The organism is Pseudomonas sp. COW5 (assembly GCF_026240005.1).
Taxonomy (GTDB): Bacteria; Pseudomonadota; Gammaproteobacteria; order Pseudomonadales; family Pseudomonadaceae; genus Aquipseudomonas; species Aquipseudomonas kribbensis.
In genome coordinates this window covers 6343303-6366659 of record NZ_JAPHVP010000001.1, presented here as the reverse complement: position 1 = coordinate 6366659, position 23357 = coordinate 6343303, and the positions used below count along the sequence as shown (strand labels likewise).

25 protein-coding genes are annotated in these 23357 nt (G+C 61.1%); 15 read left to right on the top strand and 10 right to left on the bottom strand.

Features of this window, described 5'->3' with window-relative positions; translation table 11 throughout:
• Positions 1–7: 7 nt before the first annotated feature.
• The 3 genes from OQ248_RS28885 (at position 8) to OQ248_RS28875 (ending at position 2812) form a co-directional block, all read left to right on the top strand.
• A complete protein-coding gene (locus tag OQ248_RS28885) occupies positions 8–787 on the top strand; it encodes an ABC transporter substrate-binding protein (RefSeq protein ID WP_007956251.1) in 780 nt (259 codons plus the stop codon).
• Between the two features lie 128 nt (positions 788–915).
• Entirely contained in the window at positions 916–2028 is a 1113-nt protein-coding gene (locus OQ248_RS28880; protein ID WP_265815021.1) for a succinylglutamate desuccinylase/aspartoacylase family protein, read from the top strand.
• Positions 2029–2095: 67 nt separating this feature from the next.
• Positions 2096–2812: a prolyl oligopeptidase family serine peptidase gene (locus OQ248_RS28875; protein WP_265815020.1), complete on the top strand. Its 717-nt coding sequence runs from the start codon at positions 2096–2098 to the stop codon at positions 2810–2812.
• Positions 2813–2815: 3 nt separating this feature from the next.
• Here the strand turns inward: OQ248_RS28875 and OQ248_RS28870 are convergent, their stop codons facing one another.
• Positions 2816–3382: a hypothetical protein gene (locus OQ248_RS28870; protein ID WP_265815019.1), complete on the bottom strand. Its 567-nt coding sequence runs from the start codon at positions 3380–3382 to the stop codon at positions 2816–2818.
• 196 nt (positions 3383–3578) lie between these two features.
• On the opposite strand from OQ248_RS28870, the gene OQ248_RS28865 reads away from it, so the two are divergent.
• Positions 3579–3857, top strand: a complete 279-nt coding sequence (locus OQ248_RS28865) for a hypothetical protein (protein ID WP_265815018.1) — start codon at positions 3579–3581, stop codon at positions 3855–3857.
• A 71-nt stretch (positions 3858–3928) separates the two neighbouring features.
• Here OQ248_RS28865 and OQ248_RS28860 read toward each other — a convergent pair whose 3' ends face one another.
• Complete coding sequence (locus OQ248_RS28860; RefSeq protein WP_265815017.1) at positions 3929–4702, bottom strand: hypothetical protein; 774 nt, start codon at positions 4700–4702, stop codon at positions 3929–3931.
• 147 nt (positions 4703–4849) lie between these two features.
• On the opposite strand from OQ248_RS28860, the gene OQ248_RS28855 reads away from it, so the two are divergent.
• Complete coding sequence (locus OQ248_RS28855; protein WP_265815016.1) at positions 4850–5389, top strand: chalcone isomerase family protein; 540 nt, start codon at positions 4850–4852, stop codon at positions 5387–5389.
• Between the two features lie 76 nt (positions 5390–5465).
• Positions 5466–6785, top strand: coding sequence for an Nramp family divalent metal transporter (locus tag OQ248_RS28850; RefSeq protein WP_265815015.1), 1320 nt, complete (start codon positions 5466–5468; stop codon positions 6783–6785).
• A 112-nt stretch (positions 6786–6897) separates the two neighbouring features.
• Here the strand turns inward: OQ248_RS28850 and OQ248_RS28845 are convergent, their stop codons facing one another.
• From OQ248_RS28845 to OQ248_RS28835, 3 genes are read right to left on the bottom strand one after another with little or no spacing between them, the layout of a single operon-like run.
• Positions 6898–8079: an acetyl-CoA C-acetyltransferase gene (locus OQ248_RS28845; protein ID WP_085733159.1), complete on the bottom strand. Its 1182-nt coding sequence runs from the start codon at positions 8077–8079 to the stop codon at positions 6898–6900.
• A gap of 11 nt (positions 8080–8090) precedes the next feature.
• Positions 8091–8756, bottom strand: coding sequence for a CoA transferase subunit B (locus OQ248_RS28840; protein WP_065260381.1), 666 nt, complete (start codon positions 8754–8756; stop codon positions 8091–8093).
• A gap of 24 nt (positions 8757–8780) precedes the next feature.
• Positions 8781–9479, bottom strand: coding sequence for a CoA transferase subunit A (locus OQ248_RS28835; protein WP_265815014.1), 699 nt, complete (start codon positions 9477–9479; stop codon positions 8781–8783).
• Positions 9480–9753: 274 nt separating this feature from the next.
• On the opposite strand from OQ248_RS28835, the gene OQ248_RS28830 reads away from it, so the two are divergent.
• Positions 9754–10644 carry a LysR family transcriptional regulator gene (locus tag OQ248_RS28830; protein ID WP_265815013.1) on the top strand — a complete coding sequence of 297 codons (891 nt, stop codon included), beginning with the start codon at positions 9754–9756 and terminating at the stop codon, positions 10642–10644.
• Between the two features lie 273 nt (positions 10645–10917).
• On the opposite strand, the gene OQ248_RS28825 is transcribed toward OQ248_RS28830, so the two are convergent.
• On the bottom strand, positions 10918–11760 hold the full coding sequence (locus OQ248_RS28825; RefSeq protein ID WP_265815012.1) for an NAD-dependent protein deacetylase: 843 nt from the start codon (positions 11758–11760) through the stop codon (positions 10918–10920).
• Positions 11761–11840: 80 nt separating this feature from the next.
• Positions 11841–12887 (bottom strand): class I SAM-dependent methyltransferase, encoded by a 1047-nt coding sequence (locus tag OQ248_RS28820; protein WP_265815011.1) that lies wholly within the window; start codon positions 12885–12887, stop codon positions 11841–11843.
• A gap of 1330 nt (positions 12888–14217) precedes the next feature.
• Between OQ248_RS28820 and OQ248_RS28815 the strand changes: the two genes are divergently transcribed.
• Together OQ248_RS28815 and OQ248_RS28810 are read left to right on the top strand one after the other, a co-directional pair.
• Positions 14218–15057, top strand: coding sequence for a DUF692 domain-containing protein (locus OQ248_RS28815; protein ID WP_265815010.1), 840 nt, complete (start codon positions 14218–14220; stop codon positions 15055–15057).
• Positions 15050–15799 (top strand): putative DNA-binding domain-containing protein, encoded by a 750-nt coding sequence (locus tag OQ248_RS28810; RefSeq protein WP_265815009.1) that lies wholly within the window; start codon positions 15050–15052, stop codon positions 15797–15799. Before OQ248_RS28815 ends, OQ248_RS28810 begins: the two co-directional genes overlap by 8 nt.
• Positions 15800–15857: 58 nt before the next feature.
• Here OQ248_RS28810 and OQ248_RS28805 read toward each other — a convergent pair whose 3' ends face one another.
• Positions 15858–17165, bottom strand: a complete 1308-nt coding sequence (locus OQ248_RS28805; protein WP_265815008.1) for a HAMP domain-containing sensor histidine kinase — start codon at positions 17163–17165, stop codon at positions 15858–15860.
• On the bottom strand, positions 17162–17902 hold the full coding sequence (locus OQ248_RS28800) for a response regulator (protein WP_085708690.1): 741 nt from the start codon (positions 17900–17902) through the stop codon (positions 17162–17164). Before OQ248_RS28800 ends, OQ248_RS28805 begins: the two co-directional genes overlap by 4 nt.
• A gap of 308 nt (positions 17903–18210) precedes the next feature.
• Between OQ248_RS28800 and OQ248_RS28795 the strand changes: the two genes are divergently transcribed.
• The 5 genes from OQ248_RS28795 (at position 18211) to OQ248_RS28775 (ending at position 21429) form a co-directional block, all read left to right on the top strand.
• On the top strand, positions 18211–18471 hold the full coding sequence (locus OQ248_RS28795; RefSeq protein ID WP_085708689.1) for a DUF2790 domain-containing protein: 261 nt from the start codon (positions 18211–18213) through the stop codon (positions 18469–18471).
• A gap of 32 nt (positions 18472–18503) precedes the next feature.
• A complete protein-coding gene (locus tag OQ248_RS28790) occupies positions 18504–18800 on the top strand; it encodes a hypothetical protein (RefSeq protein ID WP_085708688.1) in 297 nt (98 codons plus the stop codon).
• Positions 18801–18878: 78 nt separating this feature from the next.
• On the top strand, positions 18879–20093 hold the full coding sequence (locus OQ248_RS28785) for a cytochrome c biogenesis protein DipZ (protein ID WP_265815007.1): 1215 nt from the start codon (positions 18879–18881) through the stop codon (positions 20091–20093).
• A gap of 217 nt (positions 20094–20310) precedes the next feature.
• The gene (locus OQ248_RS28780) at positions 20311–20583 is read left to right on the top strand and encodes a DUF4242 domain-containing protein (RefSeq protein WP_085708685.1); all 273 of its coding nucleotides are present in this window, start codon (positions 20311–20313) and stop codon (positions 20581–20583) included.
• Between the two features lie 33 nt (positions 20584–20616).
• Complete coding sequence (locus tag OQ248_RS28775) at positions 20617–21429, top strand: class I SAM-dependent methyltransferase (protein WP_265815006.1); 813 nt, start codon at positions 20617–20619, stop codon at positions 21427–21429.
• 108 nt (positions 21430–21537) lie between these two features.
• On the opposite strand, the gene pcsA is transcribed toward OQ248_RS28775, so the two are convergent.
• Positions 21538–22260: a phosphatidylcholine synthase gene (pcsA, locus tag OQ248_RS28770; protein ID WP_085708683.1), complete on the bottom strand. Its 723-nt coding sequence runs from the start codon at positions 22258–22260 to the stop codon at positions 21538–21540.
• A gap of 259 nt (positions 22261–22519) precedes the next feature.
• Between pcsA and OQ248_RS28765 the strand changes: the two genes are divergently transcribed.
• Entirely contained in the window at positions 22520–23263 is a 744-nt protein-coding gene (locus OQ248_RS28765; RefSeq protein ID WP_265815005.1) for a tellurite resistance TerB family protein, read from the top strand.
• Positions 23264–23357: the final 94 nt, after the last annotated feature.

Genomic DNA, 23357 nt, shown 5'->3' with positions numbered 1-23357 from the left:
GTAATAAATGAAAAAGCTGGTTATGTTCGGTGCCCTGGCACTGTCGATGTTGTCCCTGACCGCCGTGGCCGAAGACGCCAAGCCGATCCGTATCGGTATCGAAGCCGGTTACCCGCCATTCTCGATGAAAACCCCTGACGGCAAACTGGCCGGTTTCGACGTGGACATCGGCGATGCGCTGTGTGAGCAGATGAAAGTCAAATGCACCTGGGTCGAGCAAGAGTTCGACGGCCTGATCCCGGCGCTGAAAGTGAAGAAGATCGACGCGATTCTGTCCTCGATGACCATCACTGACGACCGCAAGAAAAACGTCGATTTCACCATCAAGTACTACCACACCCCGGCGCGCTTCGTGATGAAGGCAGGCTCCGGCGTGAAAGACCCGCTGGTCGAGCTCAAAGGCAAGAAAGTCGGCGTGCTGCGTGCCAGTACCCACGACCGCTACGCCACCGAAGTGCTGGTACCGGCCGGGATCGAACTGGTGCGTTACGGCTCGCAGCAGGAAGCCAACCTGGACATGGTGTCCGGTCGTATCGACGCGATGCTGGCCGACTCGGTCAACCTGAGCGACGGTTTCCTGAAAACCGACGCCGGCAAAGGCTTCGAATTCGTCGGCCCGACCTACGAAGACGCCAAATACTTCGGCGGCGGCGCCGGTATTGCCGTGCGTAAAGGCGATACCGAGCTGGCAGAGAAATTCAACACCGCCATCAATGAAATCCGCGCCAACGGCAAGTACAAGCAAGTGCAGGACAAGTACTTCGACTTTGACGTGTACGGCCATTAATACGCCGTAGAAAAAAGTGGCCCCGTTGACGCGGTGGCCACTTTTTTTTCGCCCGTGATTTATCCTGTCAGCACATTTTCAATGCAGTCGCTGTCTGGCAGCGACTACAGAATTTCCGGAGTTCCCCCATGCAACGCATCGATCATGTTCTGCCCTGGAGCCACCTGGGCAGCGAACGTTCCCTCAGCGTCTTCCGTTACGGCGCCGGCCCGCGCAAGGTCTACATCCAGGCCAGCCTGCACGCCGATGAGTTGCCGGGGATGCGCACCGCGTGGGAACTGAAAAAACGCCTGGCCGAGCTGGAAAGCAACGGTCAGTTGCAAGGCGTGATCGAACTGGTGCCGGTGGCCAACCCGATCGGTCTCGATCAACACCTGCAAGGCAGTCACATGGGCCGTTTCGAACTGGCGAGCGGCAAGAACTTCAACCGCTCCTTCGTCGAACTCAGCGCCCCGGTGGCCGCGCGTGTCGGCGATCAGTTGGGCAACGATGCCGAGGCCAACATCCGCCTGATCCGTCAGACCATGGGCGAAGTACTCGACGAACTGCCGGCCCCGGCTTCGCAACTGGAAGCGCTGCATCGCCTGTTGCTGCGCCACGCTTGCGATGCCGACGTCACGCTGGATCTGCATTGCGATTTCGACGCCGCGATTCACATCTACGCGCTGCCGCAACACTGGCCGCAGTGGCAATCCCTGGCCGCACGCCTGAAAGCTGGCGTGGCGTTGTTGTGTGAAGACTCCGGCGGCAGTTCGTTCGATGAGTCGTGTTCCACGCCGTGGTTGCGTCTGGCGCGGATGTTCCCGGAGGCGGCGATTCCACCGGCCAACCTCGCCACCACCCTGGAGCTGGGCAGCATGGGCGACACCCGGGTCGATCAGGCCCAGGCCAATTGTGAGGCGATTCTGGGTTTCCTCGCCGAGCAGGGCTTCATCAGCGGCGAATGGCCGAAGGCGCCGGACGAATGCTGCGAAGGCATGCCGTTCGAAGGCACCGAATACCTGTTCGCCCCGCACCACGGCGTGGTGAGTTTCCTGCGCGGTGCCGGTGAATGGGTGGAGCGCGGTGATGCGCTGTTCGAAGTGGTCGATCCGCTGAAGGACCGCGTGACCACCGTGCGTGCCGGCACCAGTGGCGTGCTGTTTGCCATCGACCGTGGACGCTACACCCAGCCTGGCACCTGGCAGGCGAAAGTGGCGGGGCGCGAGCCGATTCGCGCGGGCAAGTTGATCAACGACTGATGACCCCATCTTCCGGATCACAGTGTTAGGCTCTGCCCCGAACCCTGCACTGTGTGAAGGAAGGCTTATGTTGAAGGTGTTTGCTCTGTTGACCCTGCTGGCGTCCAGCGCCGTCCATGCTCAAACCTCGCTGCAAACCGATCTGCCGCTCAACTACCTGGCCCAGGTTCACCCGGATGCCGAACAGCGTCCGCTGGTGCTTTTCCTGCATGGCTACGGCAGTAACGAGGCCGATCTGATCGGCATGAAATTTCAGCTGCCCAAGCAGTACAACTACCTGTCGGTGCAGGCGCCGATGGCGTTGGGGGAAGGGCGTTTCCAGTGGTTTCGCAAGAAGGGCGACGGTGCCTACAACGGCGAGACCGATGATCTGAAGGTTGCCAGCCAGAAACTGCGGGCCTTTATCGCTGCGGCGGCGCAGAAATATCACGCGCAACCGGACAAGGTTTACCTGATCGGTTTCAGCCAAGGCGCGATGATGACCTATGAAGTGGGGCTGCGGCAGCCGGCGGCGGTCGGTGGCATCGCCGCGTTGAGCGGGCGGGTGTTGCCGGTGCTCAAGGGTGAGCTGAAGTCAGCGCAACAGCATCCGCCGCTGGCGATCTTTATCGGCCATGGCACGGCGGATGACCGGGTGCCTTACAGTGGCGCCACGGCCGCCAAAGAGCTGTTGGAGACGCTGGATTACAAACCGCAATTTCATGCCTATCCCGGCGTCGGCCACAGCATCAGCGCGGCCGAGCTTCGGGATTTGAACGACTGGTTGCAGCAACTCAATCCCTGAGCATCACTTTTCCTTGAGGATGGTTTTCACCAGGGCCTCGTGACCGCTCTTGTCGCTGGCCCGGGAAATCACCTGGACCAGCGCCATGTGCGTGCCGGAGCCTGCGATCAGCGTGGTGTTGAGGGTCTGGCCGCCGCCCTGGGTCGCGGTGCTGTCCACCTGGCGCAGGCCGAGGCCGTTGCCTTTCTGGGTCAGGCTCTTTTCGCTGAGCTTGTTGAAGTCCGGCAGCGCCTTGCGCTGGGCGTCGATGAAGTCGGACACGGTGCCGTCGAGGAACGCACTGTCGTTGTCCTTGACGTTGTTGCCATCGGGAATCTGGTTTTCGGCGGTGATGACCACCGTCTTGGTGGCGTCGTTGGTGAACATCGTGCCCTTGGCACCGGTCGGGCCGGCCGGCAGCGGGTCGCCGACAAAGCCTTTGGGCAGGACAAAACTGAACTTGCCGTCGAGCATCGAGACTTTCTCGGTGACAACCTTCTCTTTGGCCTTGGCTGCCTGAGCATCGAGGGCGCCGAAACCGGCCACCGCCGCCAGCAACAGGACGACGGCTTTCTTGCTAAGCAATGACATTCGAATCTCCGAGGGATGGTCGCGCTTGGGCGGCGATCATCCCACGGTGGGGTTGGTGGACTCCAGTGCGGATTGTCAGGGCGGGCAGGATCCGTTCGTCGGTACTGTCATTTCTGTCAGGTGTGTCGATGGCTTTCGTTCAGGGAAACTAAATGCACCCCTGTCAGATACCGACAGGCATCCAGGAGATACAAGCATGGCTAACGATGAGAAAGTGATCACTGCAAATGGCGCTATGACCCTGATGATCGAGGGGCATACCAATAGCTACGGTCAGGTAGTGGCCTATTACAAGAAAGCTGACAAATGGATTGAACTGGGCCGGGGGGATGTTGAAGCATGGGAGCCTCGGCCGCCTCATCCGTACAAGATATCGGTACAGAATCCCTCTAAGGATGTTCATGAGATTGTGGTTTGCAGTGACAAGGTAGGGCCTCCTCCTCAGGAAACGCAATCACCTACGCTTTATGTGTGACGGATACGGATGCGCCCGAGGGCACTGGGCGCTTTTTGTCGATTTCTCTAATCGAATTTCGTGTATGAGTTTTACGCAGAGGCCCGGGAAGGGCGTTTCCCCATGACCAGTCGCTTTGTTACGAGCAACATCGCCATGGATACCAATATCCCCACCCCGAATCCCCACCATTCGATCATCGGTATTGTCAGCGCCAACATCAGACAAAACGCCGAAAACGAATACATCCCCGTGGCTGTCGCCCGTAACAATGCAGCGGTAAACGCCGGCCCCCGCGTCTGCTGGGAAAACACCGCCATCACACTACCCAGCACCGGGAACACCGCGAGCAATCCGCTCCAGCGCTCGCCGACGGTGCTGGCCAGCATCGTCACCACCAGCGTCAACGCCGCGCCGGCAATCATCCGCCAGACCAGTTTGTCCGACTTCGGCGCCGGACCACTGACCACCGGTTGAACCTTGGGAAACAGGTACGGTGCGGCAAGAAGGGCGGTTGCAGCCGCAGCCACCGAGAACGGCAGTGACGCCGGAATCAGCGACAGAATCAGCGCCAGCATGGCCCATACCGATAAGGAAACCAGCAATGCCAACGGCCAGTTCGCCCGTTGCGCCACCTGCGCGTACGTGACGCAAAACGCGATCATCGCAAACATGGCCGACAGCGCCGCGACCGCCGATTGCGCGGCAAACGCCGGCCCTTGCTCAATGGCGAGAAAGAACAGAATCGGCCCGACCACCACCGGCAACCCCGACAGCCACCCGGCGACGCTTGGGCCCCAACGCTTGCCGGCCAGGGAAATCAGCAGCAGGAAACCGGGAATCAGCAGCAGTTTGAGGATCAGCACGCAGGTGTCTCCATCGGGTCAATGAGGGCCACGTTAGCATTGTCGTGAATGGATTGCCGCAAATGCATGCAATAAATGTATACAAAGTGCCGGGCGTGATCGCCGACTATGCTCTGACTATCAGGGTTTACCGGAGTCGATGCCGCGATGAGCAGAACACCGAAGGTGTTGCGTGGATGCTGCGGAATCGGCTTGTGGGCGCTGTTGCTGACGCCGACCTGGGCCAGTTGGCAGGATGCGGTGCCCGGCGCGCAGATCATCGGCACCGGGGATTTCAGCGTGTTCGGTTTCGACATTTATAACGCCCGGTTGTGGAGTGCCGCGCGTCCATTGGCCGATGGTCAGCCCTTCGCTCTGGAATTGATCTACCGGCGCAACGTGTCCCGCGACGATCTGGTCAAGGCCAGTGTCGACGAGATCAAACGCCTGGCCGGTTCTTCCATCAGCCCGGCGCAATTGGCGGTGTGGCAAGCGCAGATGCAGCAATCGTTCGTCGACGTACAGGCCGGCACGCGGATTACCGGGGTGTATCTGCCGGGGCAGGGGGCGCGGTTCTTTGTCGGCCAACAGTTGCAGCACGAGATCGACGACCCGCTGTTCGCCCGGGCATTTTTCAACATCTGGCTGGATCCACGCACGCGCAATCCCGAACTGCGTCAGCAATTGCTGGGCACTGCCAAACCCTGAGCGCAGTACGTCTGCTCTTGGGCGCGTCGACTGAAACGTCTAAGCTGCGCCTTTCGACTTGTTTCTGGATGTGTGCGTGAAATTCAGCTTGCCCAAAATCGCCACCGCGCCGTTCTGCCCGCCGGAAGTGGCCGGCAGCGTCCCGGTGGATCCGAATGCCTCGTTCTTCAAACGCGTGCTGCGTTTTGCCGGCCCCGGTTTGCTGGTGTCGATCGGCTACATGGACCCGGGCAACTGGGCCACCGCCATCGAGGCCGGTTCGCGCTTCGGCTACAGCCTGTTGTTCGTGGTGTTGCTGGCGAGTCTGGCGGGCATGGTCGTGCAATGCCTGTGTTCTCGGTTGGGCATCGCCACCGGGCGTGATCTGGCGCAGTTGTCCCGCGAACGCTACAGCACCCCGACGGCGCGGTTGCAATGGGTGCTGGCGGAAATTTCGATCATCGCCACTGACCTTGCGGAAGTGCTCGGCTGCGCGCTGGCGTTTCACCTGTTGCTGGGTTGCTCTCTGACGTTTGGCATCGCCCTCACGGCGTTCGATACATTGTTGGTGCTGGCCCTGCAGAATCGCGGTTTCCGGCGGCTGGAAGCGATCATGCTGGTGCTGGTGGGCACCATCGGCGTGTGCTTTTTCGTTGAACTGCTGTTGATCAAACCGTACTGGCCGGACGTCGCCCAAGGCTTCAAACCGTCTCTGTCGGCCATCAGCGATGCGGCGCCGCTGTACCTGGCCATCGGCATCCTCGGCGCCACGGTGATGCCACACAACTTGTACCTGCACACCTCGATCGTACAAACGCGGCTGATCGGCCAGGACCTGGCGAGCAAGCAGGACGCGGTGAATCTGGCGCGCATCGACACCATCGGCTCGCTGGCGCTGGCGTTGCTGGTCAATGCGGCGATTCTGATTCTCGCGGCGGCAGCCTTTCATCAAACCGGGCATTCCGATGTGGTGGACATCCAGGACGCCTACCACTTGCTCGATCCGCTGGTGGGCGGCGCTCTGGCCAGTGTGCTGTTCGGCGTGGCGCTGCTGGCGTCGGGGCAGAGTTCGACGTTCACCGGCACCATTGCTGGCCAAGTGATCATGGAAGGCTACCTGAACCTGCGGATTCCCTGCTGGCAGCGGCGCCTGATCACCCGAGGGCTGGCGCTCGTTCCGGCATTCATCGGCGTGTGGCTGATGGGCGACGGCGCGGTGGGCAAGTTGCTGGTGCTGAGTCAGGTGGTGTTGAGCCTGCAATTGCCGTTTGCGCTGTATCCGTTGATTCGCATGACCAACGACAAACAGCTGATGGGGCCGTTTGTGAATCGAATGCCGACCAAGGTTCTCGCGTGGGGATTGTTTGTGGTGATCAGCGGGGCGAATGCCTGGCTGATTCTGCAAATGGCCGCGTGACCTTTCGGCACAGGCAAAAAAATACCCGGTACGACGTGAGTCGTACCGGGCTTGTTGCCAACGGGCAGTGGATGTCGTGGATCCGCCGCCCGCTGTTGAACCTCTTTTGCGTTTAAGCGCGTTCCAGCGCCAGGGCCACGCCTTGACCGCCGCCGATGCACAGGGTCGCCAGACCCTTTTTCGCATCACGCTTGATCATTTCGTGCAGCAGGGTCACTAGTACACGACAGCCCGATGCACCGATCGGGTGACCGAGGGCGATGGCGCCGCCGTTGACGTTGACCTTGTCCAGATCCCATTGCAGATCCTTGGCCACTGCCAGGGATTGTGCGGCGAAGGCTTCGTTGGCTTCGATCAGATCCAGTTGGCCGATGTTCCAGCCAGCCTTGTCCAGGCAGCGACGAGTGGCCGACACCGGGCCGATTCCCATGATCGCCGGGTCGACGCCGGCGTTGGCGTAGGCGGCGATTTTCGCCAGTACCGGCAGGCCCAGGGCTTTGGCTTTTTCGGCGCTCATCAGAATGACCGCGGCGGCGCCGTCGTTCAGCGAAGAAGCGTTGCCGGCGGTGACGCTGCCGTCCTTCTTGAAGGCCGGACGCAGTTTGGCCAGGGATTCGGCGGTGGTGTCGCCCCGTGGCTGCTCGTCGACCTTGAACGCTACCGGATCGCCTTTACGCTGCGGGATCAGGATCGGGGTGATTTCATCGACAAAGCGACCGGCCTCGATGGCGGCGGCGGCTTTCTGTTGCGACGCGGCAGCGAAGGCGTCCTGCTGCTCGCGGCTGATCTCGTACTTCTCGACCAGATTTTCGGCGGTGATGCCCATGTGGTAATCGTTGAACGCATCCCACAGGCCATCGCTGATCATGGTGTCGACGATTTGCGCGTGCCCCATGCGCAGACCGGTGCGTGCGCCCGGCATGACGTAGTTGGCCAGACTCATGTTTTCCTGGCCGCCGGCGATGATCACGTCCGCGTCGCCGCAACGGATCGCCTGGGCGCCGAGGTGCAGGGCCTTGAGGCCCGAACCGCAAACCTTGTTCAGGGTCATGGCGGGTACGGCGTGGGGCAGGCCGGCCTTGATCGCCGACTGGCGCGCCGGGTTCTGGCCGGCGCCGGCGGTCAGCACCTGGCCCATGATCACTTCATCGACCTGAGCACCGTCCAGACCGGTCTGCTCAAGCAACTGGCGGATGACCGCTGCGCCCAGATCCACGGCGGAGACGGTGGCCAGCGATCCCTGGAAACTGCCGATCGCGGTACGCGTGGCGGCAACAATGACGACGTCTTGCATTTTCGAATTCCTCACTCGGCAGCGAACTGCATTTCCGGCACGTGATCCGGGACGACAAGTTTACCAGCGGTTTTGGCGACGATTTCCTCGACGCTGACGCCAGGTGCGCGTTCCTTGAGGACAAAAGCGCCATTTTCGATTTCCAGGTACGCCAGGTCAGTCAGCACACGCTTGATGCAACCGGCGCCGGTCAGCGGCAGGCTGCACTGGCTCAGCAACTTGGACTCACCGTCCTTGGACGCGTGGGTCATGATGACGATGATGTTGTCGGCGCCGGCCACCAGGTCCATCGCGCCGCCCATGCCCTTGACCAGTTTGCCGGGGATCATCCACGAGGCGATGTTGCCTTGCACGTCCACTTCGAAGGCGCCGAGCACGGTCAGGTCGACGTGACCGCCACGGATCATCGCGAAGGATTCGGCGGAGTTGAAGATCGATGCGCCGATGCGCGCAGTCACGGTCTGTTTGCCGGCGTTGATCATGTCGGCATCGATGGTATCTTCCGTCGGGAAAGGGCCCATGCCGAGCAGGCCGTTTTCCGATTGCAGCATGACTTCCATGCCTTCGGGGATGTAGTTGGCAACCAGGGTCGGAATGCCGATGCCGAGGTTCACGTAGAAGCCGTCCTGCATTTCGCGGGCGACGCGTTGAGCCATTTGTTCGCGGGTAAGTGCCATGTTCTTGTTCTCCGTCAGCCTGGATTATTTGCGGATGGTGCGTTGTTCGATGCGTTTTTCGAACGTGCCGCAAATGACCCGGTCGACGTAGATGCCGGGGGTGTGGATCTGCGACGGATCCAGTTCGCCGGGTTCGACGATTTCTTCGACTTCGACCACGGTGATCTTGCCGGCGGTGGCGGCCAGCGGGTTGAAGTTCTGGGCGGTGTGGCGGTAGATGACGTTGCCGAAGTGGTCGGCTTTCCAGCCTTTGACGATGGCGAAGTCGCCGGTGATGGATTCTTCCATCAGGTACCTGCGACCGTGGAATTCACGCACTTCCTTGCCTTCGGCGACCGGGGTACCGACGCCGGTGGCGGTGAAGAACGCCGGAATGCCGGCACCGCCTGCGCGCATTTTTTCGGCGAGGGTGCCTTGCGGGGTCAGGACGACCTCGATGTCGCCCTTGAGCAGTTGCTCTTCGAACAGTTTGTTTTCGCCGACGTAGGAGGCGACCACTTTGCGGATCTGGCGGTCGGTCAGCAGCACGCCGAGGCCGAAACCATCGACGCCGCAGTTGTTGGAGACGACGGTGAGGTCGCGGGTGCCCTTGCGCTTGATCTCGGCGATCAGGTTTTCCGGAATGCCGCACAGGCCGAAGCCACCGGCGATCACGGTCATGCCGTTTTCAAGGCCCGCCATGGCTTCCTCGTAGGAATACACGCGCTTGTCGAAACCTGCCATATGCACCTCTTTTATTGTTTGTCGGGCGGCTGGCTAGCCGAATGACTGGAGTGTCTCGCTGGTGGATATATTTGTTAAGTTGATTTTTAAGGTTGATTGATTGATAAAGCTCAATAGTTGGCCTCGTTGATCGTTCCCATGCTCCGCGTGGGAATGCCTCCGGGGACGCTCCGCGTCCCAGTGACGCGGAGCGTCACGGGCTGCGTTACCACGCAGACGGTTCGACGCCTCGACGTGGGAGCGATCAAGATTCTGATACGGAAGCATAGCGTTCATGACCATCAAGCAGATCCGCGCCTTTCTCGCCGTGGCCCAGAGCCTGAGTTTCGCCGTGGCCTGCGAGCGCCTGCACCTGTCGCAGTCTGCGCTGAGCCTGACCATCAAGGCGCTGGAAGAGGGACTGGGCGGGCGCCTGTTCAGCCGTAACACGCGCAACGTGGCACTGACCCCGGAAGGCGAATCGCTGCTGCCGCTGGCCCGGCGCCTGATCGCCGACTGGGACAATGCCGAAGACGAAATGCGCCAGCGCTTCAGCCTGCAACGCGGTCGGGTGACGCTGGCGGCGATGCCGTCGTTTGCCGGCAACCTGCTGCCGCCGATTCTCAAGACCTTCCGCGCGCGTTATCCGAACGTCAACGTGACGGTCAACGACGTTATCAACGAGCAAGTACTGGAAATGGTCCGCGATCGTCAGGTCGAACTTGGCGTGGCGTTCGAGCCGATGCAGAACACTTCGCTGACCTTCACACCTCTTTATAAGGACCGCTTCGTCGCGGTAGTGCCACAGGATTCGCCGCTTGCCCGGCGCACCGACATCGATTGGCAGACCTTGCTGCAGGAACCGTTCATCACCCTGCAACGCCCATCCACGGTGCGGGTGATGCTTGAGGAACACCTGCAGGCCCGGGGCATGAAGCTGCCGGTGGAATTCGAAAGCCATCAACTGGCGACGGTCGGGCGGATGGTTGCCAGCGGACTGGGCGTCAGTGCAGTGCCGGCATTGTGCGCCGAGCAGATGCGCGAACTGGGGGCGCGGTGTCTGACCCTGCATGAGCCGGTGGTGGAGCGGGCGATTGGCGTATTGACTGACTCCGGGAATGAATTGTCGGCGGCGGCGCAGGCGCTTTTTGACATTCTCAAGGCTGAGGATTTGGGGCATCTCTGAAATCCATCCCCCTCATCGGAACGCCGCCCGCCCGGCCCTCCCGAAACGTCGGACCGCCCGGAGGGAGAGGGAGCCGACCGAGTTGTGCTGCTTAGTACATCGACCTGCACGACCGAGTCGATTATGGATTCAGGTTCATCAACTCTTGAGTTCGACTCGGTAACTCAGGTCGATGTACCTCGAAAGTGCGACGCGGTCGGTCCCCTCTCCCTTGGGAGAGGGCTAGGGTGAGGGGGTTGGATCTCAAGCCAGACATCTCTCTCCCGCACAGCATCAATCATTCATCGCCTGAGCCAACAGCGGCAACAACGCCTCACAAGACGCCTCGATCTTCAAATCCAGCAACTCATCCGCCCGGGTCTTCCCCAGATTGATCGCAATCAGCGGCTTGCCCCGATCCGCAATCACTCGGCACAGGCGAAACGCCGAATACGCCATCAACGACGAACCAACCACCAGCATCCCGGCGGCATTTTCCGCCAGCTCCATAGCCCGAGCTGCCGTCGGTTGCGCCACGTTCTCGCCAAAAAACACCACGTCCGGTTTCATCCGTTCGCCTTCGCAATGCGGACAATGCGGCACCTGAAAACGCGCCTCGAAAGCCGGGTCGAGCAGGGTATCGCCGTCCGGCGCCTGCACCGCATCGACACCTGCCAGATATGGATTCTGCGTCTCCATCAGTTGCTGAATCGAATCCCGCTCGCTGCGCAAACCGCAATCCAGACACAGCACCCGATGCAGACTGCCGTGCAGTTCGATGACGTCGTGGCTGCCGGCCTGATCGTGCAAGGTATCGACATTTTGGGTGATCAGGCCACCGATCCGGCCGTGGCTTTGCAGGCTGGCCAGTGCCTCGTGAGCTGCATTCGGCTGCGCCTGGCGTACGCGTGGCCAGCCGAGCATCGCCCGGGCCCAGTAGCGACGGCGCGACTCGGGCGCCGACAGAAATTCCTGATACATCATCGGCTGCCGGCCACGGCGTACGCCGTTGGTGTCGCGGTAGTCGGGGATGCCGGACGGCGTGCTGATGCCGGCGCCGGTCAGCACCACGAAATCGCCGTCGGCCATGGCCTGTTGCAGATAATCGAGGTGTTCGTGGAGGGGGCGGTCGAGCATGGTCAGCGCTCCGCAGGCTGTGAGTGCCTTGCAGGTTAGCACTGCCGGGCGCCTCTTATGGAGGCGCCCGGTAACAACGTTTACTTGCGTGCCTCCAGAATCAGGTTGAACGGCGTCTGCGTTGCCCGCCGGAACTGCTTGAATCCGGCTTCACTGAACACTTTGCGCAAACGCATCTCGCCGGCTTGCGCGCCAAGCCCCAGGCCCACTTCCTGGGACAGTGAGTTCGGCGTGCAGATGAACGTCGACGCAGCATAGAACAGCCGTCCGACCGGGTTGATGTTGTCGTCCAGCGTGTCGTTGGCAAAGGGTTCGACCAACAGCACCGTGCCGTCGTCCTTCAGGCAATCGTAGGCATGCCGGGCCGCACCGACCGGATCGCCCATGTCGTGCAGGCAGTCGAAGTAGCAGATCAGGTCGTAGTCGTCGCCGGGAAAGCTTTTCGCCGTGCCCTGGAAAAACTTCGCGCGGCTGCTGACGCCGCCTTCTTCAGCCCGCTGGGTGGCAACAGTGACCGAAGGTGCGTGGTAGTCGAATCCGACGAAACGCGAGTTGGGATAGGCCTGGGCCATGATCACCGTGGAGGCGCCATGACCGCATCCGACATCGGCAACCTTGGCTCCTTCTTCGAGTTTGGCCACCACGCCGTCCAGCGCCGGCAGCCATTCGGCGATCAGATGCCCTTTGTAACCAGGGCGGAAGAACCGCTCGGTGCCAGTGAACATGCACGGATGGTGATCACCCCAGGGCAGGGCGCCATTGCCGCGCATGGCTTTGACCAGCTTGTCCTTGTCGTGGAAAAACGACGCCACCACGCCCAGCCCGCCGGCCACATAGACCGGCGAATCTTCCTTGGCCAGAGCCATGGCCTGTTCTTCCGGCAGGCGGAATTTGCCGTCCAGGTGTTCCATGTAGCCGGACGCCGCGTGGGCGCTGAGCCATTCGCGCACCAGTCGGGTGTTGCAGGCGGTTTTTTCGGCGAGGGTTTCCGGGGAGATCGGCTGGCTGTCGGCCATGGCCTTATACAAGCCAAGTTCTTCGCCGACGATGACATTGGCCAGCATCGCCGCGCCGCCCATGTCGTTGACCAGTTTGCCCATGAACTCGTTGAGTCTGGCCTCGTCCATGTCATGTGCTCCTGTCAAGGATCACAGTCCGGTGGTGATGGGGGTCGAGGCATTCACCACCGGGCGGTGGTCGTGGAAACGGGCAGGGCGACACTGCTGTCCTGCGTCCCCCTCGACTGGGTAATGATTGAGTCTAGTCGGTGTTGGTGCTGGCGGGAGTGGGCTGCGTGATTTTCGAGCCTTGTATCGCGATGGTGCGTTCTCCCACTTTAGCGTGGGCTCCCGCATTTTCCGCCGACGGTTCCTGTCCGGTGCGAAACAATGCAACTCAGGGCGATTTCGCTTTTTGAGCCAGGACAGAGCACCGGCCCATGCCCGCCAGGAGCAAACGACGGGTGAAAAAAAACCGCCTTGCGGGCGGTTTTTTAGCAAGCCTCAGATTGCGGCTGAGGCTTAGTGCGTCTCACCGGAAGCACTGGCGTGGGGGCATGTTATTGAGCTTTTCCTATCCTTGCAATGTAATTTTTACCCGCCATGAGTAGGTGTATTAGAGATCACTCGGCAGTGATTTCAGTACCTGATGTCGGAGAGCAATGCTGACAGAAATAACGCTTTACAAAAGATGCGCTTTTTTCATTTGAGAATCACTGGGCCGAAACTTACGACCTGCGATTACAGGTTAACATGCTCGCGCTCACACCCAGGTGCAGCGGTAGGGTTCGGCTGGTGGCCTAACGGTTTCACGCCCTCTGACACGGTTTTGCATCCGTGCCGGAATGATGGTTCGGAGGGATTTCAACCGGCCGCCTCACCGGAAGTACTGGCGTGTTCTTCCGAAGGCACGCGTGATCCGGTAAGTGCGCTGGAGGTTTGGCCCCCAACCTTGGAGGCCAAAACGTATGAAGCTTTTGTTGCGTACGTTGAGCCTCGTATGGAGATTGTTGAAAGCGTTTCGCTTTTACGAGTTCCTGCGAGACCACTTTGACGACCTGAAGTAACGGTCGTTGATGTGGGGAAAAGCCCGTGTCAGTTTTGGCTGATGCGGGCTTTTTTTTGGTTTCTCTAATCTGTCAAAAATAATAATTCAATCAGCTGATTCTCTTGCGAAGGTAGGCAATTTCGTCGGCATCTGTAGGTGTCATCCGGAAGCTCTGAACTCTTCGGCCTGTCAGGAACCGGGGCGAGCTTCGAACGTCGCCTGTTCGGTAGTAGGCATGCCGTTCAGGAAGAGGGCAGCGGCAGCGGCTCTGTATCCCATTGTGTACAGGCTCGTCGCCGATACAAAAACCGCCATTTCCCGCGCAGCGCCCACACAGCAGCGATACACCCTCCGGTTTAACTGGACCTCTCGGCCGCCACTGTCGGCGGCTCCTTTGCAGAGGTCTTGCCCATGCAGATTCCCCACCCCACCTTACAGGCCAGCGTCGGGCTTGGCCTGCGTCGCGGCCTGATGAAAGATCTTCAAGCCGCCCGCACCGGCGATTTCGACTTTCTCGAAGTTGCCCCGGAAAACTGGATCGGCGTCGGCGGTGCCCACGGTGCCGCACTGCGCGAACTGGCCGAGCGCTATCCGTTGTCCTGCCATGGCCTGTCGTTGTCGCTCGGCGGGTCGGCGCCGCTGGACGTCGATTTCCTTCGGGAAGTCCGGGTGTTTCTCGATCATTACAACGTGCCGCTGTACAGCGAACACTTGAGCTATTGCAGCGACGACGGTCACCTCTATGACCTGCTGCCGCTGCCGTTCACCGAAGAGGCGGTGCACCACGTCGCCGAGCGGATCCGTCAGGCCCAGGACATTCTCGGCCGGCGCCTGGCAGTGGAAAACGTTTCCTATTACGCCGCTCCCCGGCAGGACATGCACGAGGTGACCTTCACCAACGCCGTACTGCGCGAGGCCGATTGCGACCTGCTGCTGGACGTCAACAACGTCTACGTCAACTCGATCAACCACGGTTTCGACCCGCAGACGTTTCTGGCCCGGATCGAGCCGGGCCGGGTGGTAGGGATGCATGTGGCGGGGCACTTCGATGAGTCCGACACGCTGAAAATCGACACCCACGGCGCTTCGGTGAAACCGGTGGTCTGGTCGCTGCTGGCAGAGGCCTACGCACGCTTTGGCGCACAGCCGACCTTGCTCGAACGTGACTTCAACTTCCCGGCGTTCTCCGAGTTGGTGGCGGAGTTGCAGACCATTCGCCGCTTGCAGAACCAGGGAGGCCAGCGTGGATAACCTTGAGCAGCAACAACTGGCGCTGACGCGCTATCTGCGCGACCCCGAGAACCAGACGCCCCCGGCCAACATGAATGCGGCACGGGTCAATGTCTATCGCGACCTGGTGTTCAACAATGTCTCGCAACTGCTGGGCGGGACCTTTCCGGTGCTGATCCGGATCATCGGTCAGGAGCGCTGGCGCACATTGATTCGCGGCTTTCTGCGGGACTACCGCGCGCAGACGCCGAAATTCGGTGAGATTGCCGAAGAGTTCGTCGGTTACCTCGCCTCGGAGCCCGCCGTGTTGAGCACGGGAGAGTGGCCGGCGTTTCTGGTGGAGCTGGCGCATTACGAGTGGGTGGAAATGGTGTTGCAGCAGTCCGACGCCGAACCGCTGCCGGCAAGTGATCCCGCATTGCTGCTGGAGCGGCCACTGCAGGTTTCGGCGCTGGCGTGGCCATTGGCGTATGCGTGGCCGGTGCAGATCCTCAGCCCTGAATATCAGCCGTCAACGCTACCCGCCCAGCCAACCCTGTTGCTGGTGCGGCGTGCGGCGGATTTCAGTGTGAAGTTTTCCGAGCTGAGTCCGTTGGCGTGGCGGTTGCTGCAGCGGGTTGGGGAGTTTCCGTTGCTGAACGGTCGTGAACAACTGGAAGGGCTGGCGATGGAGGCTGGGTTGCCGGGAACTGCGTCGTTCATGGACAGCGGGTTGGCGTTGTTGCAGCAGATGCATGAGGACGGTGTGATCGGAATCAACTGATCCCACCAACAAAAAAGCCCCGGGGAGCACGATGGCTCCCCGGGGCTTTTTGTTTGTCTCAGGCCTGAAGCGGCAACTTGAGTTCAGCACACAATCCGCCACCTTCACGGTTGCTCAGATTCAGCGAACCACCCAGTGCCATCGCCAGTTGCTGGGCAATCGCCAGACCGAGGCCTGTGCCGCCGGTGCTGCGGTTGCGCGAGTTTTCCACGCGGTAGAACGGCTCCATTACCTGTGCCAATTCTTCTTCGGCGATGCCCGGTCCGCGATCCATCACCTTGATCGACAGGCCGGTCTTGTCCCGTTGAATCAACAGCTCGGCAGCGCCGGCAAACTTCAGTGCGTTATCGGTCAGGTTGACCAGCACCCGGCGCAGGGCATGGGGGCGGGTGTCGATGACCGCTTCACTCTTGCCGCTCAATTGCACCTCCTTGCCCATGTCCTGGTAGTCAAACACCAGGCTGTCGAGGAACGAATCGAGGTTGGTGCGCCGGCTTTCTTCGGTCGAACCGTGGATGCTGCGCGCATAGGCCACGCCTTCACGCACCAGATGCTCCATCTCGCCGAGGTCGTTCCACAGCTTGTCCTTTTCCGCCGAATCGTCCATGAACTCCGCCCGCAGTTTCATCCGGGTGATCGGGGTTTGCAGATCGTGGGAAATCGCTGCCAGCAACTGCATGCGTTCTTTCAGATACGCGGCGATCCGCGCCTGCATGGTGTTGAACGCACGGGCGGCGTAGGCCACTTCGTTCGGACCCTGTTCATCCAGATTGATCGGGTGGGCGTTGGGATCAAGGGTTTCCACCGCGTTGGCCAGACGGGTGAGGGGACGGATGGCGATGCGCACCGCCAGCCAGGTGCAGGCAATCATCAACGCCAGTTGCCCCAGCAGCACCACCGGCAGCCAAGGCGACAGCGGCACCATCGACGGGCGCACGTCAATGGTCACCGGGCTGCCGTCGCTCAGGCGCAAGTGGCCCTGAAAGTGCTTTTTCGGCCCCGGAATGTCGGTGAAGGTCAGCGGATAGGCTTCGCCGATGGCGTCGGTGATCGAGGTGACCGCGATCGGTACTTCGCCGGCACCGATTGGTGTACCCGGTTCGCCCTCGCTGAGCAGGTAGCCGTAGTTGGGCCGGGCCAGACGTTCGAGCCACTGCGCACGTTCGTCGGCCGGCAGGCGGTCGAGGATCGCAATCGAGGTCGAAACGTCGGTTTCCAGGTTGCCGAGCATGGTGTTCTTCGCGCTTTCGTAGCGCTCGTAATACTGCGCGCCGAACGACAGGGCTTGAGCGAGGATCAGGCCGATCAGAAAAATCAGCGACAACCGCGAGGCGAGGGTGCGCGGCCAGTGCAGTGCAACCTTCATGCCGGGGCTCCGAGGATTTCCACCGGCAGCGAGAACACATAACCCTCGCTACGCACGGTCTTGATGTAGGCCGGTTCGCGGGCGTCGTCGAGCAGACGCTGGCGCAGACGACTGACCAGCAGGTCGATGGAGCGGTCGAACAGGTCGGCGTCACGGCCCTGGGTCAGGTTGAGCAGTTGATCGCGGCTCAGCACCCGTTGCGGATGATCGAGGAACACTCGCAGCAAGCGGTACTCCGCGCCGCTCAAGGCAACCATGGTGCCGTCGGTGTCCAGCAGATGCCGGGCCGAAGTATCGAGCTGCCAGCGACCGAAGGCCAGCAAGCGACCGCTTTCAGTCACCACCAGATTGGGCGGCAGCATGCGCGTGCGACGCAGCACGGCGTTGATTCGCGCCAGCAGCTCGCGGGCGGCGAAAGGCTTGGTCAGGTAGTCGTCGGCGCCCATTTCAAGGCCGATGATGCGGTCGGTCTCATCGTTGCGCGCGGTGAGCATCAAGACCGGCGTGGCCTTGTGTTTGCCGGCGCGCAATTCGCGGCACAGCAGCAGGCCGTCATCGCCGGGCATCATGATGTCGAGCACGATCAGGTCGACGGTGTTGGCTTCCAGAAAACTGCGCATCTGCCGGCCATCGGCGACCACCGTGGTGCGCAGGCCGTTCTTTTTCAGGTAATTGCCAACCAGTTCGCGAATCTCGCGGTCGTCATCGACGATGAGAATGTGATCGACATGATCCATGGAGCCAAACCTCTATCAAGTGGGGGAATGTCTCGCAGTCTATAGAGCCCGCGCGGGCTCGCCTGCCTGCCTTTGTATTGCAGTGTATCTGCCGCAACGACGGATACATGTGGACGCAAAATCAGGATTTTTTCAGGGTTTTGTATCGCTGTGTATCCCCCGGCGGGCGAGATACGTAGCGATTTATACCGGCCGTTTTCCGACACAGACGGGATACCTCGCGAGCTTTAAATGAGCTCCATCGAGGCACACCACAGCGCCTCGGCTCAATCAACCGATCTACCCATTGAAGCCCTGAGGAAAACGCCATGACTAACAAATCCGTAATCGCCGCTTGCCTGTTCGCTGCCCTGAACATCTGCACCCTGTCGGCCCGCGCCGAAGCCGTTGCCCCGCAAACCTACACCTACGGCACCCATCTGGATATCCAGAAAGTGATCTCGATGAAAGAAGACAAATCGATGACCTGCGGCATCGTCGACGCCCGCATGACCTACCTCGATTCGGCCGGTCAGACCCGCGTGCTCGACTACAGCAAATTCGCCGACGGCTGCGACAACCAGAACTGATCCGCCACCCGCTGACTAAAAGGAAGATTGCCATGAACAACGTATCGCGTTTCTTGACCGCCATTGCCTTCTCTTTTGCCGGTGTCGCGGCTCACGCCAACAGCGCCGTGGAGCAGAGCAGCTGCGCCGGCAGCACCTGCTTCCAGCTGAGCCCGGTAGCGAAACAGGGCAGTGATGCCTTGATCGCCGCCGACGGCGCCAGCCACACGCCGCAAGGGCAGATGGTCGCGGCAGACGGCTCCAGCCATACGCCGCAGGGACAGATGGTCGCCGAAAACGGCGCCAGTCGCACACCACAAAGCCAATGGCTGGACAGCCAGAACGCCTGAGCCTCCGTGCGTGTCTGCCGGTGAACGGCAGACACCTCTTTTATCGGCAGACCGCCCATCCTTCAAGAGGTGAACCTCATGTTCCTTATCGCTTTCCTGGGCGGTCTGTTGACTGTCCTCAGCCCCTGCATCCTGCCGGTGGTGCCGTTTCTGTTTGCCGGCGCCGACCGCACGCGCTCTTCGATCCTGCTGACCCTCGGCGGCATGGCCCTGACGTTCGCCCTGATCTCCAGCCTTGCGGTGGTCAGCAGCGAGTGGGTGATCCAGGCCAACAACACCGGTCGACACATCGCGCTCATCGTGATGGTGCTGTTTGCGCTGTCGCTGATTTCTGCCCGCATCGGTGACTGGCTGGCGCGGCCGTTCGTGTTACTCGGCAATCGCCTGGATCCGGACACCCGCAAGAAGGCTGGCCCCATGGGGTCGGTGATGATCGGGGTGGCCACCGGTCTGTTGTGGGCACCGTGTGCCGGTCCGATCCTTGGTGTGATCCTTACCGGTGCGATGCTGCAAGGTGCCAGTGCCCAGACCAGCCTGTTGCTGCTGGCCTACGGTGCGGGCAGTGCGCTGTCGCTGGGAACACTGATTTTCGCTGGTCGCGGCCTGGTCAACCGGCTGAAACCGTCGATCCCGTTCACGGGCTGGTTCCGTCGTGGCGCAGGTGTCGCCGTGCTGGCGGCGGCGGTGGTGATTTCCACCGGTGCCGATCGAACCCTGCTGGCCGGTACATCGTCCGAGGGCGTCGCCAGTGTCGAGAAAAACGTGTTGGAAAACGCGCCGAAAGTGATCGACTACTTCATCAGCAAAGTGCGGGCGGATTCGACCTCGGACGAGCAAGGCAAAGGCGCGATGCCGTCGCTGGCCGGCGCGGTGCAATGGCTGAACTCACCGGAGCTGAACGCTGAATCCCTGCGCGGCAAAGTGGTGCTGGTGGACTTCTGGACCTATGACTGCATCAACTGCCAGCACACGCTGCCGTACGTGAAAGAGTGGGAGAAGAAGTACGGCAAGGATGGCCTCGTGGTGATCGGCGTGCACACCCCGGAATACGGCTACGAGCGGATCATCGACAACGTCAAGGATCAGGTGAAGAAACTCGGCATCACCTACCCGGTGGCCATCGACAACAACTACGCGATCTGGCGCAACTTCGACAATCAGTACTGGCCGGCGCATTACCTGATCGATGCCAAGGGCCAGGTGCGTTACACCCACTTTGGTGAGGGCCGCTACGAAGCTCAGGAGCAGATGATTCAGCAGTTGCTCAAGGAGGCGAAAGCGCCTTCCGCATGAGCCTGATCGACGACGGCCCGGAGGTGAATGCTCCGGGTCGTTTTCGTTTGCACGGAATCTGTTTCGAGCGCTTTACAAAATCCCGCCACTCATCGGCGAAGTCCCGGTTTACGGGGCTCTCCAGACGATTGGCAGGGACGGCGCACAGTCTCGGGACGATAGTGAAAGAGCAGGGTTGTATCCGCCCTGTCACTGATAAAAAGAAAGCGAGGTTGCCATGCCGAAATTCGTGATTGAACGCGAGATTCCAGGGGCCGGAAACCTGTCGGAGCAAGAACTCAAGGCGGTATCGCAAACATCCTGCCAAGTGTTGCGCGAACTCGGGCCGCAGGTGCAGTGGCTGCAGAGTTACGTCACCGCCGACAAGATCTACTGCGTGTACATCGCCCCTGATGAGGAACTGGTGCGCGAGCATGCGCGGCTGGGTGGGTTCCCGGCCAACAGCGTGTCCCGGGTGATGAGTGTCATCGACCCGACCACCGCCGAGTGACGCCCGATCCAGCCTGTCTTGGAGCACCTGTTGATGAGCACCCCCATCGATCTCAATGCCCTCAAGGAACGCCAGAAAGTCGCGTGGGCCAGCGGCGACTATGCCGTGATTGGCACCACCTTGCAGATCGTCGGGGAGAATCTCGCCGAAGCCTGCGATTTACGTTGCGATGAAGAAGTGCTGGACGTCGCTGCCGGCAATGGCAATGCCACGCTGGCGGCGGCGCGTCGAGGTTGTCGGGTGTTGTCCACCGATTATGTCGCGGCGTTGCTGGAGCGTGGCCAGGACCGGGCGCGGGCCGAACATCTGGACGTGACTTTTCAAGTGGCCGATGCCGAAGCGCTGCCGTTTGCCGACGCCAGTTTTGATGCGGTGCTGTCGACTTTCGGGGTGATGTTCGCCCCGGATCAGGCCAAGGCTGCGCAGGAACTGGCCCGGGTCTGCCGCCGTGGCGGGCGGATCGGCCTGGCCAACTGGACACCGGAAGGCTTCGTCGGCCAGATGTTCAAGACCCTCGGTCGCCATTTGCCACCGCCGGCCGGCGCACAGCCGCAATCGAACTGGGGCGCGGAAGCCTGGCTGCATTCGCACTTCGATGAGCGTCAGTTCCTGATGCAAGTGACTCGCCGCCACTTCAATTTCCGTTATCGCTCGGCGGCACACTTCATCGACATCTTTCGCCACTGGTACGGGCCGGTGCACAAGGCGTTCGCGGCGCTGCCGCCGGAGAGCGGGCAGGCATTGGAAGGGGATCTGACGCAACTGATCGACGGGCTGAACCGGGCTGGGCCGGATTCGATGGTGGTGCCGAGCGAGTATCTGGAGGTGGTAATAACCAAGCGTTGAGCGCAAACCCATGTGGGAGTGATCTTGCTCGCGAATGCAGACTGACATTCAACATGTTTGTTGACTGACACACAGCATTCGCGAGCAAGCTCGCTCCCACAGGTTCTTCTACTTCAGATGGGCACTGTCAAACCACTCCAGCGCCGTGCGCCAGATGCAGATGCCGAGGAAATACGCCGACGCCAGCAACCACAAACCCATCACCAGCGGGTTAATGACCGGGTGGTTGAGCACCAGCGACAGGCTGCACAACAGCCAGATCGCCGTCACCGCAATATTGATCGGCATGAACCGGCGCACGCGGAACGGGTGCAGGAATTTCATCCGGGTGATGGTCAGCAGCGCGAGACCGATCACGGTCAGGAAGGTGATCCACGGCCCCGGGGCGATGATGTACAGGCACAGCGCGACCACGTTCCACGCGGCGGGGAAACCGACGAAGTAGTTGTCCTTGCTCTTCATGTTGACGTTGCAGAAGCAGAACAGCGACGACACCAGAATCAGCGACACCGTCAGCAGCAGGGTGTAGTCGGGCAGGGGAATGTAGCGATAGATGAACAGCGCCGGAATGAACACGTAGGTCAGGTAATCGATCACCAGATCGAGGATCGATCCGTCGAAACTCGGCAGCACCGACTGCACGTTGACCTTGCGCGCCAGCGCTCCGTCGAGGCCGTCGACGATCAGCGCCACGCCTAGCCACATCAGGCAGTGGGTCGGCTGGTTTTCCAGCAGGGCGAGGGTGGCGAGGAAGGCGGTGACCACGCCGGTCGCGGTGAAACCATGGGCGCCCCAGGCCTTGAGCCTGGCAATGTGGACGGTCGATATCACAGGGGCGTTCTCCAGAAAGTGAAGCAAGCCGGGAATCACACTTGAGCAACAAGGGTGGCGGCCAACCGGGTCGGGTTTGCAGCTATCGACCGGTCGGGCCGGGATAAGGTTCATCCTTCATGAATCTTAGCTGGCCGGGAAAATTTTTCGACGCCGAAATCGCTTCCCCGCAGCAGCGTCAGCCAAACGGTGCTGGCACAACCCGTGCGCAGGTCTATCGTTGCCTGACGCAGTAACGCCTTTGCCTGAGGATGACGTCATGAACACCAGTGATCTGCTCGAACAACTGCTGCGAGGCCAGGCCTCGGCGGGACAACAAAGTGGCGCCTCGGCCGGCGATGGCCTGGGCGGGCTCGGCGGTTTGCTGGGAGGCCTGCTCGGTGGCGGTGGCACCAGCGGCGGCGGTGCGCCTGCCGGCGGACTCGGTGGTCTGGGCGGGCTGCTCGGAGGGTTGCTCGGTGGCGGCGGTTTGGGTGGCGGGGCGCTTGGCGGTGGAACGCAAAGTCGTTCCGGCGGGACCAACTACGCAGCCCTGGCCTCGCTGGGGATGATGGCGTTCCAGGCCTATCAGGCCTGGCAACGCAGTCAGGCGTCGGCCGCGCCGCAACAGACACCACAGACGGCGGATCTGCTGGCCGGCCCGCAGGTCGAGGAGCACAGCCACGCGGTATTGCGCGCACTGATCGCGGCGGCCAAGGCCGACGGGCGGATCGACGAGTCGGAGAAACAGCTGATCGGCAGCGAAATCGGCCGCCACACCGACGACCCCAACCTGCAGCAATGGCTGGACGCCGAAGTCGCCAAACCCCTCGATGCCCGCGAAGTCGCGCAAGCGGCGAACAACGATCCGGCGGTAGCCGCCGAAATGTACATCGCCAGTGTGATGCTGGTGGACGACCAACAGGATGCCGAACGCAATTACCTCGATGAACTGGCGGCGGCCTTGCAGATCGATCCCGAATTGCAGGTGCATCTGGAACAACAGGCCAAAGGCACCGCTTGAAACACCTCAACACCCGGGCCCCGGACGTTTCCATCCGTCCGGGGCTTTTTTATGTCGATTGAATTTTTCCGGGCAGGCGTCGCTCTTCTGCATA

Coding starts and splice junctions, on each gene's coding strand:
- OQ248_RS28885 (WP_007956251.1), top strand. CDS start 8: ATGAAAAAGCTGGTTATGTTCGGTGCCCTGGCACTGTCGATGTTGTCC.
- OQ248_RS28880 (WP_265815021.1), top strand. CDS start 916: ATGCAACGCATCGATCATGTTCTGCCCTGGAGCCACCTGGGCAGCGAA.
- OQ248_RS28875 (WP_265815020.1), top strand. CDS start 2,096: ATGTTGAAGGTGTTTGCTCTGTTGACCCTGCTGGCGTCCAGCGCCGTC.
- OQ248_RS28870 (WP_265815019.1), bottom strand. CDS start 3,382: ATGTCATTGCTTAGCAAGAAAGCCGTCGTCCTGTTGCTGGCGGCGGTG.
- OQ248_RS28865 (WP_265815018.1), top strand. CDS start 3,579: ATGGCTAACGATGAGAAAGTGATCACTGCAAATGGCGCTATGACCCTG.
- OQ248_RS28855 (WP_265815016.1), top strand. CDS start 4,850: ATGAGCAGAACACCGAAGGTGTTGCGTGGATGCTGCGGAATCGGCTTG.
- OQ248_RS28845 (WP_085733159.1), bottom strand. CDS start 8,079: ATGCAAGACGTCGTCATTGTTGCCGCCACGCGTACCGCGATCGGCAGT.
- OQ248_RS28840 (WP_065260381.1), bottom strand. CDS start 8,756: ATGGCACTTACCCGCGAACAAATGGCTCAACGCGTCGCCCGCGAAATG.
- OQ248_RS28835 (WP_265815014.1), bottom strand. CDS start 9,479: ATGGCAGGTTTCGACAAGCGCGTGTATTCCTACGAGGAAGCCATGGCG.
- OQ248_RS28830 (WP_265815013.1), top strand. CDS start 9,754: ATGACCATCAAGCAGATCCGCGCCTTTCTCGCCGTGGCCCAGAGCCTG.
- OQ248_RS28825 (WP_265815012.1), bottom strand. CDS start 11,760: ATGCTCGACCGCCCCCTCCACGAACACCTCGATTATCTGCAACAGGCC.
- OQ248_RS28820 (WP_265815011.1), bottom strand. CDS start 12,887: ATGGACGAGGCCAGACTCAACGAGTTCATGGGCAAACTGGTCAACGAC.
- OQ248_RS28815 (WP_265815010.1), top strand. CDS start 14,218: ATGCAGATTCCCCACCCCACCTTACAGGCCAGCGTCGGGCTTGGCCTG.
- OQ248_RS28805 (WP_265815008.1), bottom strand. CDS start 17,165: ATGAAGGTTGCACTGCACTGGCCGCGCACCCTCGCCTCGCGGTTGTCG.
- OQ248_RS28800 (WP_085708690.1), bottom strand. CDS start 17,902: ATGGATCATGTCGATCACATTCTCATCGTCGATGACGACCGCGAGATT.
- OQ248_RS28795 (WP_085708689.1), top strand. CDS start 18,211: ATGACTAACAAATCCGTAATCGCCGCTTGCCTGTTCGCTGCCCTGAAC.
- OQ248_RS28790 (WP_085708688.1), top strand. CDS start 18,504: ATGAACAACGTATCGCGTTTCTTGACCGCCATTGCCTTCTCTTTTGCC.
- OQ248_RS28785 (WP_265815007.1), top strand. CDS start 18,879: ATGTTCCTTATCGCTTTCCTGGGCGGTCTGTTGACTGTCCTCAGCCCC.
- OQ248_RS28780 (WP_085708685.1), top strand. CDS start 20,311: ATGCCGAAATTCGTGATTGAACGCGAGATTCCAGGGGCCGGAAACCTG.
- OQ248_RS28775 (WP_265815006.1), top strand. CDS start 20,617: ATGAGCACCCCCATCGATCTCAATGCCCTCAAGGAACGCCAGAAAGTC.
- OQ248_RS28765 (WP_265815005.1), top strand. CDS start 22,520: ATGAACACCAGTGATCTGCTCGAACAACTGCTGCGAGGCCAGGCCTCG.